An 18059-nucleotide genomic window follows, 5' to 3' on the forward strand; every position below is an offset into this window, starting at 1 on the left:
GTGTTCACGTTAGATTCGAGATATTTCAAAGACTTTCACCATCAAAATATGAATGATTATTGGGTGTTGTGCCTGATTCCATCGCCTATTTTTAATTGACTATTATAAAACTCAGATACATGTGAATTAGTTGCAATAGAGACTGGAAATATTTTAAAAATATTAAAACACAGAAAAGGCTGCATTTAATTGAAATGCAGCCTTGTGTTGGTAAATTTATCAGGGTATGCAATCTTTTATTTAATTAAGGAATGCTCGCCCATGATTTTACAACATATTCTACTTAGATTTTACTTATTCACTTTTTGCTTTACCAGGAATTAGATGAACATCGACACTTGGCCCAAATCCACTCCATCTGTATCCTGAAACTTCAAGAAGACCATTTGGAAGTATATCTGAGAGTCTCTCTCTCTTTGAGTATTTGATTCCATGTCCAACTGCTTCAACTTTAAATGTGTAACGTTTTCCTTGTTTTAATCCTGTTACTGTGTAGCTTGTATCGGATGTAGTTATTTCCGAATTAATTGGTGTAAATGCTGCTCCTTCAGGTTTAATAGGTTGTCCATTCACAAATACCCGGTATCCAATTACATCTTGATTAATCGCTTTTGCAGTGTTCCATGACAGTGCTACACTAGTTCCATCTTTATTAATTTTTGCCTCTAAGCCACCATCAAAGGAAGGTGCACCGATTGGGTATGGTCTTGCTGTTTCGAATTCTAGTAAACTATTATAAGGTGCTATATTATCTGCAAAATCAACTGCTTCGACTTCTATTTTATATTTTGTACCAGGTTCTAATTGTGTTAATGTGTATTTATTCGATTTTGCAAATCCCTTTAATTCTCCATTTGCATAAACGTTATAACCAGCAATACCCGTGTCGTCATCAGCTGCATCCCAAATGATAGAAGTCCAAGAAAAACCAGTGTACACAACATTAACTTCTTTGCCGCTAAAAGTATCACTAGAAGGAATTTTAGTAGTTGATTCAGAAATCTTTGTATTCTTCGGTAGAACAGGTGCTGTTTGATCAGCCTCACCATTTGTAACTACCTTAATTTCTGGTCCATTAGAAGTACGATTTCCCGTTGAATCAGTTGCTTCCACTTTAAATGTATATTCTGTAGCCGGTGCCAGTCCATCTACAGTAAAGCTTGTGAGATCCGTAGTTGTATAGGCTGCACCAAGTTTCTCGTCATCTTTGTAGATTGTGTAACCCGTAACACCAATATTGTCTGTTGCTTCACTCCAAGTTAAAGTTACACTTTTTCCGTCAGGTGCTGATTGAGCATCAATAACGGTTTCTCCTACCCATTCTGGCTTTTGTGTAGCATCAATAGGTGTTGATGTTGTATTCTCAAACACAAGTCCTGCTGAATTTGTTATTCTCCACGGATTTCCGCCGTTATCTTTAACGTTTGTAAATGAAACATTAATAAATTTGAAGTCTTTTGCATAATCCATATTTACCGAATAGACATTATCAAATTTAACATTTTTGAAAGTAATATTTTCGTGATAAATTTCTCCAGCATTATTATTACCATTCACAAGAATAGCTTGCTTGTTGCTTCCTCCTTGATTGCGAACTGTTGTATCAACAATCTCCATATCCCTAAATTGAGAGATGACCTCCGCTGGCTCGTATAGGATTGCAGCATTCGCATCCGTATAAGAGGAAGTGAAAACAAATGGACCGTCTCCATCAATACCCTCCAATGCATTGTTTCTGAAAAGGATATTTTTAGCCCCACCACCCATTGGTGTATTTGTCTTACTGCGTAAACCTACATCCGTTTTATACATGATATTATCCTCTACTAAAAAGTCCTGGATCCATCCACCAGTATGACTACCGGTAACAACCCCACCGTGACCTTCACGAATATAGTTGTTGAAAATCCAAGCATTTCCTGTTGGCTCACTATTGGATGCTACTTGTCCCATACCTGACGCGAAATTAATAGCATCATCGCCAGTATCAACAAAGTTATTGAATACCATGATATTTTGAGAGTCACCAAACTCGTAACCATCTGCATTATTTCCATCGTACGTTTTGGAAATGGTTCCGTTAATAACGATATTTTTACTATGAAGGTTCACAATCCCGTGGTTTGCCGGGTTTAGTTGGGTAATCCCTTCATAATACATACCATCTACTCCGCGAACAGTAATGAGATTTGAACGGGTCGAATAAGCAGATTTCACATCCATGCCTGATACTTGTGCAGCATATGATTGGTTTGCTGCCAAGATTCCAAACGTATTTTCAGACTCAAGATCTAATGGGCTCATTTTCCCATTCTCTACTTTTACATTCCCAGTTACTCTTGAATTGTTGCCTGCTACATAACGAGGCAATTCGTTTCCAAGTTCATCAATGGTAGGATGATTGTTATCATATTTCCACCCGTTCCCATCAATGATACCGTTACCTACGATACGAATGTTTTTTAAACTTCCGTAATCGTATGTATGTGCATTGATGAGTGAATATGATCGTTCATCTGTAGAATAATCATATAGCCAGAAATTCATACTGTAGTCTTCGGCATCCGGGGATCCAAGTAAGTATCCATCGACTTGTAAAGTCATATCAGATTTAAGCCATAATTCCCCAGAGATAAATTTTCCATCTGGAATTAACACCTTTGAACCAGGTGTTGCAGCATCAATGGCCGCTTGAATGGCTTCTGTATCCTTTGTTTCATCATCTGGTGTTGCCCCATAATCTTCAATATTAAAAATTTCTGGTACCTTTGTTGTTTTTCCTACAATTTTTTTGGAAGGTGCGGATTCCACCCCTTCAGCATTTACAGATGTTACATAAAATTCGTAGGATTTATTAGATTTAAGATTGTTAACCTTAAAATTATGGATAAGAATCTTTTCGTGGAAATTATCCTTATCGATATTTTCATAGAAATTATCGATATAAGCTTTTGCTGGGCCGCTATTATCTTCTAAAGCGCTTCCAATTTTCTTCTTATTCATATAGATGTTAAAATCAACGATGTCATTATAACGCTCAGGTTTTTCCCAAACAAGAGTGATGCTGTCTTCGTCAAAGGCAAGTTCTGGAATCTGTAAATTGACAGGTGATGCAGGTGCATTAGGAGACCCATTCGAAACTGCATAAGCTCCCCCGCTAAAGCTACTAAAAACCAATAGTAAAATTAAAAACAAAACTCCATTTACTTTAAGACCCTTCAAATACTTCTACCACCTTCACGTGTTTTTTGTGAATCTAATAAACTTATTCTTCCTCCTATCTTTTAAATTTCATATAAACCTTTTTGTGGATAAACACACCAAGTTAAAGGTCTATATATCAAGGAAATCGTAAATTACATTTCTATGTTAGTCTCTTCCATTAAAAACGTATACAATCATTTTATTGAATATTTAGATAACTATAGTTCTATTTACCTAACCAAAAAGTCCTTTGTGAGTTAGTGATTACCTCCAAATGAAATGATTACAATCGAAAAAAAGCTTGGCCTAATCACGTTAACTATACCTCGGGTATCTATTTTGTATATTTCGACAAACTCTTGGGAAATAAATTATCCTTATCAAATAAAGATGTTATATCAAGAAAATTTCTAAATTTCTCCACTATTACATCATAAAAAAAGCATGAGGCAATGTCCTCATGCTTTCCTAAAACCCTCTTCCCCCACCGCCAGATCGACCACCGCCGGAAAAAGAGGATCCTCCACCATTATTTGAATTTCGTTGAATTTTTTGCTGTGTAACACGTGTATTGTAATGTCGGTCCATTTTATTTATAACATCGAAGGAATTAGACTCTAGGTAAGTGCTAGCTGTTGTTGTGGAGCGGCCTCTGTTATACATCGCCATCACTCCAACAGAAATTACTCCAATGCCAATTGCAATTGCAAGATATATTAAGAGTTCTTTTATTAACTCACCGTTGGTTGCTGCAGGGGCACTACTTGAATAAGATGTATCACTATCTGATTGTGAGTAACCTCCAGACGAAGTTGAACCTTCGGAAATCCCTTCATTCATCGTTGCTTCCAAATCTGATAAGAAGGCTTTCGCACTGTCACCAAATGCTTCCTCGGTTAGGAATGGATAGACGTGGTCAAGTATTTGTTCTACGGTAGAGTCCGGAAAATAATCAACAATCCGGTCTCTCGTAAAGATATACACTTCACGATTATCCATATCAATTAGGTATAAAATCCCGTCCTCCGACTCACCGTAACCGAATCCGTGGCTATCATAAAAATCACTTGCATATTGTCTTGCTGATTTTCCTTCACTGTTACTTGTGGTGACAATGCGGATATCCATTTGAAATTGTTCCGATAACATACTTGTTTGTTCCTGTAACTCTAGCTTTTCTGTTTCCGAAAACAAATTGGCCTGGTCAAATATATTTTCAGTGTTTGCAAATGTAGGGATCGCAAAAGCCACTATTAGAAGGAGGAAAAATGGTAAAATGAGAACTTTCTTCTTTACCATAAAAATAACCCTCCTAACGACAAGACTGCAAAAATACTTGCTGAAATCATCCCAAACCACTTACTCGCTCTTCCAATACTAATTGGCAAGTCACCGGCAATTTTACCGGTTTGACCATTCATAGCAAAGACATAGGTTTTACCTTTAAATTGATACGTAAACATCCAAACAGGTAATAAAACGTATTTCGTCTTAACGTTTGCTAGTTTTACATTTGTATTATGAATTGCAACCGTACTATATCCGTGAATCGTCCCTTCAAGCAAAGTCCCTAGATTTTCGCGAAGGAGACTTGAGATTCTACCGTAGACGTCGTTCTGGTTCATATCATACTTCTCAGCAAAAAAACCAGACAAATAAGACATTGAAAAATCGGTTAAATCTTTATAATCATAAGGTTCAAGAATGGTCATTAGTTTATCATCCATTTTTTTAGAACCGTCCGCTGGAACATCGCGGAATATTGCTCTTCCTTCTCGCATCACCTTATAATATTTTGTTTCAGTATATCTTGTATCCCCTCTTGTATAGGTACGAACTCTTCGTGCTTCACCTTCAACTTTTCCAGATGTGTTACTATCAAACAACCAAAATGGAACATAGATTCCAGATAATTTCTCGAGCTGGGAATTTGAAGTGAAAAACTTCGGAAGTAGGGGCTTCCCCTTACACCATTTTACAAATAACTCTTCTGCTTTTTTACGGTCAATTTTAAAAGGAATTACCTTTTCAGGGCGATATTCTCCCTCTAGCTGCCTTGGGATAATCGTCGGATTATGGCAATAATAACAAAAGGTGGCGGCAGTGGTATCATCGGTTACGATTTCTGCCCCACAACTGCTACATGTATAGCCTGTTGCTTTGTCATTGAATTCTTGATCCAATTCCTTTGCTTGGTGTAAGGCCTCTTCACTTACTTCCGCTTCTTCTTCAGCCTTTTCGTTATTCACAAATTTTTTTACATCTGCTTGTGAGAACTCACTTAAACAGTAATCACACGTCCAGTTTTGGGTGTCTGCCTTAAACGCTAGAGGACCCCCACAGTTTATACATTTATATACAATAACCCCCAACCAATATCACCTCTTCTTCTTTTGTATATGGTTGATTAGTGCTCAAAACGTGTTCCACATTCTGGGCAGAATTTTGCGTTTGGATTAGAAGGTTTAAACCCGCAATTTTTGCATGTTAGTTCTTCAGGCTCTTTATTACCACAGTTTGAACAGAACTTCCCGCTATTCTCTTGGCCACATACACATTTCCACGCGTCTTTTTTTGCTTCCTGTTTTGGTGACCCACATTCTGAACAAAAATTACCCGTGTTTGTATGTCCACATGAGCATTTCCATTGATTTGGATTTGAAGTTTGTTGATTTTCTTGACGACCTGCTTGTTGCTGCATTTGCTGACGATTGGTTTCAGAAGCAGCGCCCATAAATCCGCTACTATTTTGCATCCCCATTCCCATGCCTAGAAACCCTTGCATAGAACCTGCTTCATTGGAACCAGCAGCTTCCAAGCCCCTGGCAATGGCACCTTGAACATATCCTTCACGAACGGAAGTGTCCTGAAGCATTGCTCCTTGGTTTCTCATGTTTATCAGCTTTTGTGATTCCTGATCGTACGTAATACTGTTGATGCCGACGGATTCAATCTGCATTCCGCGCATCCTTGTCCAATCTTCATCTAGGACTTCAGCCATATACTTCGCAAGCTCCATACCTTTTGAAGTAACATGAGAAATTCGAATGTTATCTGCAGACATTTTATTGATAGCCGTTTGTAATGCATTCATATATTCTGACAAGTATTGGGCATTTATGTCATTAATATCAACATTAGATTTATTTCGCGGAATGGCTTCCATATAAAATTTTATTGGGTCTACAATTTTGATTGAATAGGTTCCATGGGCACGCAAAAATAATTCCGCATTATAAAAATTATCGAAGTAATTGATTGGATTACGCGTACCAAACTTAATTCCCTTGATTTCTTGAAGGTTAATAAAATATACTTTTTGCGAAGTGGATGGGACACCACCGAACTTAAAACGATTAAAGGTTTCGTATAAGGCATCTTCAAATTGACCATTGAATAAGGATGGCTGTGAAGAGTTTACAACTTGGTAGTAACCCTCTTCAGCTGTATAATCAATAATTTTTCCACCATCAACTAAAATCATAAATTGATTTGGGTACACGTGAATGATTGAACCATTCGTAATTGTCGAATCTGTACCCTTGAAATTCTGATTTCGACGATCTTTTGCTCGTATTTTTACACCAACCGACATAACGGTTGTATCACTCATAGCCTGTGGTTCGATTACCTCAAGCCATTGATCTGCTAAATTTCCTTTTACCGCACCAACTGCTGCTTTAATAATTCCCACTTATAACCCCTCCTGCTTATAAATGAATCTTTGTAACTATATGAGATAGATTACTCAATATACATTCATGATATCAGAAAAAAGCGCTGCTGTTTTGCCCGCTAGTATTGTAATACGATTTTACTAGTCGAATGGTTTCATTTTCAATCCTTCTTATTGAGAAGTGGGGAGAGTTTACAAAAAAGAGAGCCATTACTGGCTCCCCCTTGCGGAAGTTGATTATCCTGCAAAATGTTCTTTCGAAGCACTTGCTTTCAATCGTTGTTTCTTTGATTTTTTGAAGAAAAGCATCTCATAGATTACAGGTACAACGATTAGTGTTAATAAGGTGGAAGTGGTCAGGCCTCCAATAACAACAATCGCTAAGCTTTGTGAAACAAGGCTTCCCATTTCTGCCTGTTTAAATAATAATGGGAGCATAGCGCAAATGGTTGCTATTGCAGTCATTAAAATTGGACGAAGTCGCGTTGCTGCTGCATCTAAAATAGCTTCTCTGATAATCATGGTTTCTTCGTTTTGTTTCACCCTGTCAATTAACACTATTGCATTCGTTACAACAATACCAATAAGCATTAGTGCACCTAATAATGCTGTTATTTCAACCGGAATTTGACTAATTAATAATCCTAATATTGCCCCAATTGCTGCTAGTGGCAACGAGAAAAGAATGGCGAGTGGTGCACGCATTGTTTTAAAGGTAACTACCATGATTAAATATACAATACCAATAGAGGCAATCATAGTAATAAAGAGATCTGTAAAGTCATCTGCTTGCTGAACCGATGCTCCACCAACAAACACCTCTACATTTTCTGGTAAATCCATTCCTTTACCAGGAGCTACGCCGTTAATTTTTTTAGTAATTTCTACAGAAACAACTGATAGCTTTTGTGGGTCGACAGTTGCAACTACCCTTATATACGTTTCCCCTGACTTGTGAAGTATTTGCGTTGATTTATTTTCAACAGTAAGATCTGCTACTTCTGTAACTTGCATAAGTTCCTGACCTGAAGTAATTTGTATTTTTTCGAGGTCCTGAATTGATTTTGGCTCTACAGATGCTTCCAAATAAACCGGTGTACTTGAACCGTCAAGTGTTATCGTACCGATTGGCATGCGATTTAGGAGCATGCCAAGCTGTTGGGTAATCTCAGCAGGGTTAGCCGCTTCTGGGTCAACTGTAAAAGTAATTACAGGCTTTTTCTCTTCTTGGTTTGTTTCTACTTTTTCTACGCCTTCAATATCTTTAATTTCATTTATAACATTTGATGCTGTCTCCTCAATGTCATTGATTTCGTCCCCAATTACATCAATCGTAATCGCGGTTCCGCCGCCTCCCATAAGAAGGGCGTTGGCTCCAGCTGTTAATTCAGCATTTGGGTATTCACTTTTCTGCTCATTCACTTTTTCGATAAACTTCTCTGCATCCGCATCCTTCTTCATGACAATTGTGTAACTCGCCTTTGTAGGAGATTCAACAGAACCAAATTGAGCAGCATCCGCACTATTTCCAAGTGCTGTATACATTTTCTCGATTTCATCCTGTGCTAATATAAACTCCTCAAGCTTTAGTGTATTTTCACGAACATCTTCCATTGGAGTTTCGTTTGGATAATCGAGTGACACCATAACAAGCTCTGAATTTGAGCTATCAGTAGCACCCTTAGGCATCACAAAATACGCACCGATTGATCCAGCGAACACGATGAATGAAGCTAGAATAACCACCCATTTATGATTCAACGACCAACGAAGCATATTCACATATCGTGTAGGCGTACGATGCTTCGGTAGCTTTGCTTTCCTTAATAATCCCGCACTCATTAGTGGTACTACTGTTAGCGCAACTAGTAATGAAGATAATAGAGAATACGTAACTGTTAAAGCAAATGGTAGTAGGAAGTCTTTTAAGCCAGCACTTACTAACCCTAGAGGTAGGAACACAGCAACAGTTGTAAGGGTTGAAGATGTAATCGCCGATGCTACTTCTTTTGTTGCATCAATGACCAGCTGAACAGAGAATTTTTCGGTTTGCATTTTCCTGAAAATATTCTCAATGACGACAATACTATCGTCAACTAAACGACCAACAGCCACGGCCACCCCACCGATGGTTAAAATATTTAGTGTGATCCCTGATTGTGCTAGTAAAAATAATGTAAACGCTAATGACAATGGAATAGATACAATTGTGATAAGGGTAGAACGAATATTTCGTAAGAAAAGCATGATAACAATGGTTGCGAATAAAGCGCCAAGTAGCACTTCTTTTATCATCGTTGTTACGGAATCAACAATCATATCAGCGGTAGAATAAAAGACAGATACATTTGCATTCTTGTATTTATTAGAAAGCTCTGCTGCTTTTTCCTTTACATTATCTGCAACTGTAACTGCACTTGAGTTACTGTCCTTTATTACACTTGCGAGTAATGAATCTTCACCATTGATTCGGGTAATATTTCCTTCTGGGTTTATTTTTTCTACAGTAGCAACTTCCCCAAGGGTTACTCCAGGTAACACAGGTAGACCCTTCAAATCTTCTAGACTCTCAAGTGAACTCACAACTTTTAGATTACTCGCTTTTCCATCGATTGTCTCCTGACCTACTGCTGCTGCAATATTTTGACCCTGTAAGGTACCAACTACTGCATGAGCTGGAAGATTGAGTTGTTGCAGCTTTTCTTGATTTAACTTAACTGAAACCTCGCTTCCGGTTCTTCCAAACATTGAAACATTTGCAACACCATCAATGTCCTGTAAAGCAGGTAAAAGCTTCTCCTGAGCTAATTCAATATTTTCCTTTGTAATTCCATCTTCAAACGTGATGGAGATATCAGCAATTGGAATCATATCGGTATTTAGCTGAGAAACAATCGGCTTGTTGATATTTTCTGGAAGCTGCACAGCGTTGAGAGCTTCCTGCACATCAAGCTTTGCCTGCTTCATATCTGTTCCGCCTTCAAAGAACAAATCGACCTTTGAGAATCCATCCCCTGTAGTTGAAAAAATATCACTCTTTCCTTTTACAGTTGTAACAGCCTTTTCAATTGGTGTTGTTACGTTATCAGCCATCGTTTCAACGTCATTACCCTGCCCTAATACAACAACTGTAATCTGAGGATTGTCAGCGGACGGTAGAAACTCCATCGGCAAAGTAAAATAACTCACAACTCCCATTACTAGAATAAGGACTGTCGTAAGGGATACTGCGGCCTTGTTTTTAAGAGACCATTTCGTAAACCAAGTCATATTCAGTTTTCTCCTTTTTATGTAGAATATTTGGTTCTAGTTATGTAGGTAGGATTCTTGAGAAATGTGTTCTATGAGGTGATACAGGATGTGTACAACAAAAGTTTTATGTTATAACTAGTACAAAAGTAGTGGTAAACAAAATGAATTATAACTCGGATTACATTAGAAGTAAATTCTTTTTTTGTAAATTAATTCTAAATAATGCACCAACAATGCTTACAAGCAAAAAAGAAAAACTGGATGGCAAAAACACCACCCAGTTTTTTATAAACCTTTTACCCATCTTGCCGCCATCTCAACCCAATTTTCTACCTCAGGTTGAATATGATCAACTCGACCATTTGATTGTGTTTCTTCCGTTCCAAGGGATAAGCCATGAACACCATTAGGATAAATATGCATTTCGAGTGGGACCTTGTGTCTTAATAAGCTTTGTGCAAATAGCATACTGTTTTCCACCGGTACAGCAGCGTCTGAAACCGTATGCCATAAAAAAGTCGGTGGAGTTTCGTTTGTTACTTGGTTTTCCAAGGATAAAGACTCCCTACTAAGTTGGTCTTCGAACTTATCTCCTAATATTGCTTTGAAGCTTCCTTCATGCGCATATGGACCAGAAGAAATAACAGGATAGCTTAAAATTAATCCATTTGGTTTAATTTGATCTTTTGAATATGGGAGTTGTTCGGTTAGGAACTCTCTATTCCAGAAAACCCCTAAACTTGCTGTTAAATGACCACCAGCCGAAAAGCCCATGACAATGATTTTGTTGGGATCCACATTCCAGCGTTCGGCATTATCGCGAATTAAGCCAATTGCACTTGCCAATTGGCATAGTGCTGTTGGAAAAACAGCAGGTTCAACACTATACCTCAAAATACTTGCTTGATATCCTTTACTGAGCATTTGTATGGCAACTGGCTCAGCCTCTCTATCTGATGTATGTACATAGCCACCACCGGGGCAGATGACAATCATTGGTCTTTTTCGCTCGGGATCGATACTTTCTGAGTTATCAAGAATATACGTAACAAATTCTGCTTTTTCGTTGTTTTGAATTAACTCATATTTTTCATGAATCATTGGTCTCCCACCTTTTAATAATTTCTTTCTATAAAATTTCGACACTTGTTTCTAACTTCCTGCATGAAAAAAAGGCTGGTAAACCAGCCTTATTCATAACGTAATGCATCAATTGGACTCAGTTTGGATGCTTTGTTTGCCGGTAAGATTCCAAAAATGATGCCAATGAATGCGGAGAATCCAACCCCAATGATCACGATAAGTGGACTGACTGTAGCTGAGATTGGTGAATAAATAGAAACAATAATTGTTCCTAATACTGCAAGTCCAATTCCAAGCATACCTCCTACCGATGTTAATGTCATCGATTCAATTAAAAATTGAAGTAAAATTCGTCCACGTGTTGCACCGAGTGCTTTTCGGAGACCAATTTCTCGGGTTCTTTCGGTAACAGAAACGAGCATGATGTTCATAACACCAATTCCACCGACAAGTAAGGAAATACCTGCAATACTACCGATTACCAAAGTCATAATGGTAAGGACAGTATCAACCTCTTGCTCATATTGGGAGAAATCGTTCACGGTGTACATTCCGTCTTCAAGTTTTTTCGCCATTGTTAATGTATCGGCAGCTGAACGCCCGATTTCGGAAATTCGTTCGGGGTCATCCGCGATTATGGCTAATCGTTCGATTTCCCTATTTCCAAACATCATCGAAATAACTCCCCGTGGCATGAGCATTTCACCTGATTCATTGTAACGATATTGTTCAGGGATTGGTGATTCATAAACACCGACCAACTTATATGGATTTCCATTAAGGTCGACAATTTCACCGATAATATCTTCTTTATCCTTAAAGAACTTTTCCCTTGCTACTGTATCAATCATGACAACACGGTTTTTTCCATCATTATCTCTTGCATTGATTGGTCGTCCTTCGACAATTTGAATATCCCGAGCTGTGAAAAATTCAGGACCAACTCCGGTAATTTCCATTTCGCCCTGTTTATCATTATAGGTCAACGGCCCCCAACCTTGGTTTGTGGCAATTACTGCTTTTACACCAGGAACCTGAGAAAGAGTTTCAACATCATCAGAGCTTAGTTCTGGTTCCATCCAAAACATTTCTGACTCTTCTTCCCCCTCTTTAGGCATTGGCTGGTACCATATATCAACTGCATTTTGTTCTAGACTAAATAGATCCTCTGTCATTTTTGTTTTGGCACCTTGTCCTATCGCTACAATAATAATAACAGCAGCTACACCAATGATAATTCCAAGCATTGTTAAAATTGATCGTACCTTATGATTCCATATCGAGGATAACGCTACTTTAAAGCTTTCTAATAGACTCATAGACTTCTCCTCTGGTCATCCGTTATCAACCCGTCCTTTAAGGTGATAACCCTATTTGCATATGCTGCAACTTCTTCCTCGTGTGTAACAATGATAACGGTTCTACCTTCTCTGTTTAGTTGAACCATAAGCTCCATTATTTGTTCACTCGTTTTGGAGTCTAAAGCACCGGTTGGTTCATCTGCTAAAACAATCGAAGGATTATTTACTAGGGCTCTTGCAATTGCCACCCTTTGTTTTTGTCCACCCGAAAGCTGGTTTGGTAAATGTTTTACTCGATCTCCTAGTCCAACCTTGTCTAACATTTGTTTAGCTCTTTCGGTTCGTTCCCGCTTCGGTACTCCTGCATAAATAAGCGGAGATTCCACATTTTTTATTGCATTATGTCTTGGCAATAGAAAAAATTGCTGAAAAACGAATCCGACATGTTCGTTTCGTAATTTTGCTAGTTTGTTATCCTTGACTAACCCGATTTTTTCCTCATTTAATTCAAATGTACCTGATGTGGGTGAATCTAGAAATCCAATAATATTCATAAGGGTTGATTTACCAGACCCAGATGGCCCCATTATCGCTACGAATTCCCCGTCTTCAATAGTTAAATCAATTCCGTGAAGAACGGGTACCTTTAGAGATCCATCTCCATAGACTTTGGTAATATTACTCAACTTCATCAAAGGAGGTCACTTCCATTCCGTCGTACATTCCTTCGTATGGTGTTAAAACAATAAGCTCATCCTTTGTAACACCCTCTGTAAGTTGGATAAATTCATCATTCATAGAACCAGTTTGAACTTCACGTCTTTGAAGAATTCCGTCTACTAGTACATATACAACTGGTATTCCACCTTCGTCTAAAATGGCGGTATGCGGAATTACTGGAAGAATTTCTGTTCCAGGAATTCTTACCTCAAGTGATACATGAAAGCCATGGCGAAGCTCAGAGGTATCGTCTGTAATTCCCACTTTGAATGGATACATGGTAACATTTCCACCACCCATTCCCGGGAACTCTCCACCTCCACCGCCGTCATCATTTGGAAAATGTGAAACGGATTCCACAACACCCTTCCATTCTCGGTCCTTATAAACCTTTGGTCGGACAATAACCTCTTGTCCCTGCTGAATCTTAACAGCATCAAACTCACTCATTGTACCGATGACCTTATACGGTTGGTTTGAGATAATATGTATAACAGGTTCAGAAGCTCCATTTTCCGTGGTTGCAATATTTTTATTTATCTTAACAATAATTCCATCAATTTTACTTACAACGGTCATTTCTTTTTTCTGATTTGTAATTTCTGTGATTCGTTCATTTGCTGCTGTAATTTCTGATTTCGTATTTTCGTATTGTAGCTCCATTTGAACCTTTTCATTTGTAAGTTGGTTCACATCTTCAACTTGGACTTCCACAACTTGTTCTGGTTCAGTGCCTTCTTCAGTCCCTGAGCTTTCAGTTTTTGGTTTATTTTTTTGTGCGGCTTGAGCTTTTTTCGCTTCTTCAATTCGTTTATTTAGTGCTGCAATTTGGTTTTGTTCTGTTTTTGCCCTTGTCTGGATTAAGTCTCTTTCTCTAGTAGCTCGAGTTATCTCTGTGTCTAGCTTTGAAGAATTATAGACAAATAGCGGGTCTCCAGCTTTTACGGTTTGGTTCTCTTCTACTTTATATTCGCTGATTTCTCCATGCTCTGGATTTAAGAAAACCTTCTGCTCACCTTCAGGTACGATTTCCCCTGTTACTAGAATTGTTTCGATTAATTCTTGTTCCTTTGCTTTTTGTACGGTTACATTTACCTCTTCAATTTCTCCTCCTACAGATGCCATGCTTTTTTCCTTCATCAAGAAGGCAGTTGCACCACCCGCGATGGCCAAGACACCAACAATCGACAAGACCCAAATTAAAACCTTCTTTTTCTTCACCATACTTCCCCCTATAGTTTTCATTTCATCGGGTAAATTTTGAATCTCTCTATCTACTAACTTTTTTTGTTATACAGAGCTGTATGTGATTAAAAAATTTCAAATTTATCCCTATACATTAAGACGCATAGATTGCCAAAAGGTTTCAATTTTTTACAAATCTTTTAAAAATTTTACAAAAAAAGATCAACTAGGCAAAACTAGTTGATCCTTATAACTATATTTTATTGGCGCGATAGAGATCACGGGTCTTATAGCCTTGAGCTAGTATCAATTTCATTTCTTCACGGCGTTTTTCCTTTGTAGCTTCTTGCTTGGCACTATATACAAAACGTGCCCAATCCTTTCGGTAACCAGGAGTAAGTGATTGGTAAAAGGCTAGGATGTCGGGTGAGTCCTTAAGGTCTTCTTCAATATTTGGAATCATTTCAATATAATCATCTACACATTGACTTGCCTTCGATGATTTTTCACTTTTCTTTTTTGCCTCTATTTTAAAACCAACCACTGTAAAAACATCATCTAGTCCAACCATTCGTGAAAATCTGATGTCACTGACACCGATATAACCATTTTCATCTGCACCTAGTCCGCTAAATAGCTCATCGCGATGGATGAAGGTCGGGTATACTTTATTTCCTTTTTTCGGATAGGCAACGTACATATATCCTTTTTTGTTTAATAGATTTTGTTCAATGACATGCTTCATCAAATCCTTAAATGCTTCTAAGTCTAAGACAAATGCAAAGATTAGGTCATAGGTAGAATTATTAACTAGAGAGGTATCGTATTCGGTTAACTCTTCAAAATAGTTGCTTTCATCAGGCATTTGCAATACCGCTTTTTTGTTGTATTTTTGTAGGTTTAGTTTTTCCACAATCGTTTTCGCCATAGTAATCACCTGTTCTTAAATTTATCAATTTTAGTTTAAATGTAATAATGACTATATGCAAAATAAAAAAGTAGCATATGCTACTTTTTTAATATTAATTTAGCTAGGATGTCGATGTCTTGGTCGCTCGAAATAACATTCATTACAGATTGCGAAAGAAAAACCAATTGGCAGATCTTTGCCGCAACGTTTGCATACTCTTTTGGCTGGTTGGATTCCACTCTTTAATAGTTCATGAATTTTGTCACTAATTTCCTCTCGTACTCTTTCCCAATAATGTGCTTCGGTTTGCTTACCTAATTTGTAAAGGAATAATAAGTGTAGTCCGACTGCTTTATAAGAAAGTTCAAGCTCCTCTAGTCCTGATTCCTTTAGGATCGGATCTGGTATTGGAACACTTTCAACAATTGCCTCAAGAGTTTTCTTCCACTGTGCTCTTAATGACGGTTCATTCGAAGAAAAAGGCAAATGTAAAAAGCCATACAAGTCAGGTAACGATAGCTTTGCTTCAATAATGGTATCTTCAACCAATTCATACAGCATTCTTTCCTCATAGAGGGTGGCTTTCTTTGTACCTTCAGGGCTTTTGAATTGATCCCAAAGAAAGAAGAACATCCTCATTTTTCGAGAGTATTTTTGAAACCGTTCCAGAATCGCATTCGTTGGTGCGATCGCAAAGCCCTCAAGCGGGTGATCCACTTGCTCCAATAGACGTGTCATTGTCTTAATATCACTCGTAAATGCGACTTTTCCGATATCGTAAATACCTCGTCTTCCTGCTCGTCCTGCTATTTGCTTCACTTCCTGAGAGGTTAACAATCTTCTTCTCGTTCCATCAAATTTATCATTTTCTAAAAACACAATCCGTCGAATCGGTAGGTTTAACCCCATTCCAATTGCATCCGTAGATACAATCACGGTTGTTTCCCCATTATTGAAACGTTCAATTTGTTTTTTCCTTGTTTCTGGAGGCATACTACCGTAAATCATACTCACCCTACGACCACTTCTTTGTAGCTCGGAGGCTGTTTCAAGCACTCTTCTTCTTGAAAAACAAACAAGTGCGTCACCTTTTCGTGTTTGATTCAATCGAAATAGCTGGTGCTCAACTTCTAGTGGGACATCCCGATGATATTCGTGTACTTCTACATTGGAGTTTCCAAGTAATTGAAGTATCATCCATTTTGCATGAAAACTACAAATGATGTGTACCTCTTCTGCGTTTGCATTTGTAATGGCCTTATACCAAGAGAAGCCACGATCCTTATCAGAAATCATTTGTGCTTCATCAATCACGACCACTTCATAAAATTCTTTTTCTCTTAGCATTTCAACGGTTGCTGATAGATGATTTGCACCCTCGACAATCTTTTCTTCTTCTCCTGTTTTTAAATTGCAAGGGACACCTTCTTTATTTAATTTTTCATAAATCTCCAGTGCTAATAATCGTAAAGGCGCTAAATATATCCCGCTATTCGCATCCTTCATTCTTTGAATTGCTTGAAAGGTCTTTCCTGTGTTTGTTTCTCCAACATGAAGAATATATTGAATATTTCGCCCTGGTGATAAATGATACGCTTGTCCGAAAATATCTTCCATCATTTTTTGTTCTACTTCTTTTTGGCGTCTAAGTTCCTCTTTTTCCTTTTCAGCTCGTTCTTTTCGCTCGAAGATATCCCTTTCAAATAATTCTCTATGAGTGTCCAAATCAAATGGAATATCAATCAATTTCACAAGATCGGATACATATTCCTCTAATATATCCTCAAATAAATCATCTCGAACATCTAGAAAGTACTCATATGCCACTTCCTGTAAAAACGCATCTGATAAAGGTTCCTGAAAGCTATTTTTACATTCTTCGAATATTTGTTCGGGCAAATTGGATTTTAACCAATTTGGACCGAAATCCATGAGTTGATGTAAAATGAGATCTTCGTATTGCTCGATCAAGTTTTCCTGGTAGAAATAGCGATTATGAGCGAGTTCCGTTTCTTTATATAGATAAGAAGCGAAAGTAATATCATCTGAAGATAAAACCATTCCATTTTGCTCAATCTCAATAGCTAAATGACTTCCTAGTAAATAGCGAATCCTTAGATAGAGTTCATCGTAGCGGTCACCTAATATTTCGTTAAGATAAAAATTAAGCTTAAGAATGAATTTTCTTCTTTTTTCTCTCTCCTGTTGTTTCTTCAACCGAGCTTCATAGTCTTTTCTTGCCGATTGATATTTTTGCTCCCATTCATTCGGTTGATTTGCAAATGTGTCCTCAAGCCAGGAGATAAAATCAAAGTGCTCGAAATCCCGAATCTCTGTTCGAAATAATTTATTTAGTAGCTTTTTAGTGACACCTTCTACTTCAAAGCCACGCTCCTCTAAATAAGCCCTTTTTTCTGAAAAAGGTGCTTGAATTGCGGTATTCTGCCAAGCATTTAACCAAAGTTGATCGATAAAAGACCCCCGTTCACGCACATATTGTTCATAGGTAGGAATTGTTTCTTTTTGTTCTAGGTAATGGTGGATATCATCCATAATCATCTGTTTTGCTCGTACTACTGCTTGATTATAGTACTGTTCAAGTTGATTGCTCATTTAATTGCTCCTTGTCAACATGACGTGTTGTTATTATTTTACATAGTACTGGTGAAAAATATTATTTATAGGATGATATTACCACAACAACACGCTTGATCTGTCTGATACAATT

Annotated in this window: 11 protein-coding genes; all 11 read right to left on the reverse strand. The window is 37.8% G+C overall.

The window, feature by feature from the left end; genetic code table 11:
• Positions 1-294: 294 nt before the first annotated feature.
• The 11 genes from V7097_RS14515 to V7097_RS14565 all read right to left on the reverse strand — a co-directional run bounded on the left by V7097_RS14515 (position 295) and on the right by V7097_RS14565 (position 17944).
• Positions 295-3222: a fibronectin type III domain-containing protein gene (locus tag V7097_RS14515; RefSeq protein ID WP_335704343.1), complete on the reverse strand. Its 2928-nt coding sequence runs from the start codon at positions 3220-3222 to the stop codon at positions 295-297.
• A gap of 450 nt (positions 3223-3672) precedes the next feature.
• Positions 3673-4503 carry a TPM domain-containing protein gene (locus V7097_RS14520; protein ID WP_335704344.1) on the reverse strand — a complete coding sequence of 277 codons (831 nt, stop codon included), beginning with the start codon at positions 4501-4503 and terminating at the stop codon, positions 3673-3675.
• A complete protein-coding gene (locus V7097_RS14525) occupies positions 4497-5453 on the reverse strand; it encodes a hypothetical protein (protein WP_335704345.1) in 957 nt (318 codons plus the stop codon). Before V7097_RS14525 ends, V7097_RS14520 begins: the two co-directional genes overlap by 7 nt.
• Before the next feature lie 158 nt (positions 5454-5611).
• A complete protein-coding gene (locus V7097_RS14530) occupies positions 5612-6898 on the reverse strand; it encodes an SPFH domain-containing protein (RefSeq protein WP_335704346.1) in 1287 nt (428 codons plus the stop codon).
• A gap of 219 nt (positions 6899-7117) precedes the next feature.
• The gene (locus V7097_RS14535; protein ID WP_335704347.1) at positions 7118-10150 is read right to left on the reverse strand and encodes an efflux RND transporter permease subunit; all 3033 of its coding nucleotides are present in this window, start codon (positions 10148-10150) and stop codon (positions 7118-7120) included.
• A gap of 267 nt (positions 10151-10417) precedes the next feature.
• The gene (locus V7097_RS14540) at positions 10418-11233 is read right to left on the reverse strand and encodes an alpha/beta hydrolase (RefSeq protein ID WP_335704348.1); all 816 of its coding nucleotides are present in this window, start codon (positions 11231-11233) and stop codon (positions 10418-10420) included.
• 89 nt (positions 11234-11322) lie between these two features.
• Entirely contained in the window at positions 11323-12534 is a 1212-nt protein-coding gene (locus tag V7097_RS14545; RefSeq protein ID WP_335704349.1) for an ABC transporter permease, read from the reverse strand.
• On the reverse strand, positions 12531-13211 hold the full coding sequence (locus tag V7097_RS14550; RefSeq protein ID WP_335704350.1) for an ABC transporter ATP-binding protein: 681 nt from the start codon (positions 13209-13211) through the stop codon (positions 12531-12533). The genes V7097_RS14545 and V7097_RS14550 overlap by 4 nt, the downstream gene beginning before the upstream one ends.
• Positions 13195-14457, reverse strand: coding sequence for a biotin/lipoyl-binding protein (locus V7097_RS14555; protein WP_335704351.1), 1263 nt, complete (start codon positions 14455-14457; stop codon positions 13195-13197). The genes V7097_RS14550 and V7097_RS14555 overlap by 17 nt, the downstream gene beginning before the upstream one ends.
• A gap of 217 nt (positions 14458-14674) precedes the next feature.
• Entirely contained in the window at positions 14675-15349 is a 675-nt protein-coding gene (locus V7097_RS14560) for a YdeI/OmpD-associated family protein (protein ID WP_335704352.1), read from the reverse strand.
• A 99-nt stretch (positions 15350-15448) separates the two neighbouring features.
• Complete coding sequence (locus tag V7097_RS14565) at positions 15449-17944, reverse strand: DEAD/DEAH box helicase (RefSeq protein ID WP_335704353.1); 2496 nt, start codon at positions 17942-17944, stop codon at positions 15449-15451.
• Positions 17945-18059: the final 115 nt, after the last annotated feature.

It is taken from the genome of Bacillus sp. JJ1562 (assembly GCF_036962705.1).
GTDB lineage: Bacteria > Bacillota > Bacilli > Bacillales > Bacillaceae_L > Ferdinandcohnia.